Source organism: Rhodopirellula europaea 6C (assembly GCF_000338295.1).
Classification (GTDB): domain Bacteria; phylum Planctomycetota; class Planctomycetia; order Pirellulales; family Pirellulaceae; genus Rhodopirellula; species Rhodopirellula europaea.
Genome location: NZ_ANMO01000005.1, coordinates 1 through 2103, shown reverse-complemented (window position 1 = coordinate 2103; position 2103 = coordinate 1). Strand labels below are relative to the sequence as shown.

Sequence of the window (2103 nt, the reverse complement as noted above, 5' to 3'; positions counted from 1 at the left end):
CCCGAAGCATGCATCGGACACTATCATGCGATTCCGACTGCGAACGATTCTTGCCGTGGTTGCTATCCTCGCGTGCTGCCTCGCTTGGTTGAACGTTCGGGCGAAGCGAAACCGCGATCAACGCGAAGCCGTCCAAACATTCTGGCGCATGGGTGGTGGTGTCGCGTTCGCGGGTGGATCCGAATTTGAGCAGCCATCTGGAGAACCAAACTGGATGGTTGAATTTAAGAGCTGGATCAAAGACGCAATTCATGGCCGCAATGCTTGGAAACTCATTCTTGCGGACTGGGGCGACTTTCGTGCGTCTGCCAGCGATGACGATATCCCTCGACTCGTTCGCGTTTTGAAGGCCATGCCGGAGGTAGAGGAAGTGAGGATTCGCAACACCGGAATCACGCCTGAGGGCGCGTCGCGGTTGCGCCGCGAGGTCCCTGGTGTTCATGTTTCCTTTTGGTCGACCAACCCTTCGGCCCTCGCGGGCGAGCATAAGTCACCCCAGGCCCTGGTGGGCCGATGGACCGTCATGGAAGTTCAGAATCAAGGCGTTACGGCACCAAGCGAAATCGAATCGGAGATCGAGTTCACAAGATCGCAAGCAATCTTGCGACTTGACGTTGGCATTCCTGAACTTTCACAAGTCTTCAATTGCTTCGTCGTGCCTGGGCAGGACCCTCTCAAATTGGACCTTAGATCGACAACGGATACCCCTGGACTCACACCACAGAATCTTCGATGCATTTATCGAGTTGAGGGTGATGATCTATGGATCTGCTTGGAAGGCGATCGAGCCCGGCATCGGCCAATTGAGTTTGTCTCGTCGCGAAAGAACAAGAATGACCTGTACCGTCTTTCACGGAAAATCCCTCGTCCTTGACGTTCGTGAATTCGGGTAACCACGCGATGCAACGGAGCGGCGGCAGAGCGGAAACAAATGGAACGTCGTGGGTCGCCGCCCGCTGATCGCAACCGTTCGCCGAAAAAGACCATGTCGCCCGAACTCGAAACACTCGACCAGTTGCAGGGTGGCGACCTTCCGCTCAACACCGTACGCGGACTCTTTAAAGACGCTGGACACTTCAGACGCAGCATCACATCAATGCTCGACGCGGGTGATGTGATACTGCTGGATCAGGAATCGCAAACAGTCCCACGCTGGAAGCACGCCGAGATTTTTGGCCAACCCGCTGGTCACTCGACGCTTCAATCGTATCGACTCTCGCTAGACGATGCGGGTGCCGCTCGAATTCAATGATGTGATATAATCTCGATCCGTCACACCGACCCAATCCGACCCGAACTGGACGGCGAACCATCGGATGCACGTGAGTCGCCGAGTCACGTTGTCTGAAGTGGAAGATCGTCCGCGGCGACCACGTGATCCGTAACGTTACCCGAGTCAAGCATCCAACACTTTCAGAGAAAAGGCCTCCGATGAATCAGAATCCTCTTTTAAACGTCACGGGAATCTTTTGCATCGTGCTAATCATGATGGCGATCTTTTGCTCATCGCCTGCTACCGCGACGGCGGCAGACGACAGTGCTCAAGAGGCAGTTCTTGGTAAGTCGACTCAACTCGGAAATTCAAATGCGACTATCAAGCCGCCCGCTGGATGGGAAAACCTTTCCGTGTCCAAGGACGCACTTCTTTTAGTCGTGCCTCCAGATCGTGCCCATGGCGCATCGATCAATGCATTTTTCAACACGAAAGCAACGAAAGACTTGAGCAAACTCAAAGAGGAGATTGTCAAGAAGAGAGCGGAGGGCCGCGACAAATGGGAACTTATCGACAGTGAGCAGATCAATCTGGATGGATACCCGGCGCTCTTGATGTCGTATAGTCAGGACGTTGCGGATCGTGGAAAATCGAACAAGGTATTTTCGATCGGCTGCTATGTTGACGTGGGCAACGGGCTATATGTGCTCAATTTCAACTGCCACGAATCCGGGTTTGAGTCGCTTGGTCCGACCGCAAGAAAATCGTTACTGTCGTTTTCCTTGGACGAAGAATAAACGCATCGGGTAACAATGTGGTGCACCCGAGCACGCGAGCCGGGCGTTTTGAAGTGGAGAGTCAACCGCGCGTGCCGGGTGACCACCGCCGTT

3 protein-coding genes are annotated in these 2103 nt (G+C 54.2%); all 3 read left to right on the top strand.

The annotated features are described in order from the left end of the window. Positions 1-874 (top strand): hypothetical protein (locus tag RE6C_RS00205; protein WP_039960770.1); only part of this gene is annotated, 874 nt, incomplete at its 5' end. Positions 875-985: 111 nt separating this feature from the next. Beyond that, positions 986-1252, top strand: a complete 267-nt coding sequence (locus RE6C_RS00200) for a hypothetical protein (RefSeq protein ID WP_144054608.1) — start codon at positions 986-988, stop codon at positions 1250-1252. Between the two features lie 179 nt (positions 1253-1431). Continuing rightward, the gene (locus tag RE6C_RS00195; protein WP_039960767.1) at positions 1432-2010 is read left to right on the top strand and encodes a hypothetical protein; all 579 of its coding nucleotides are present in this window, start codon (positions 1432-1434) and stop codon (positions 2008-2010) included. The last annotated feature ends 93 nt before the right edge of the window (positions 2011-2103 follow it).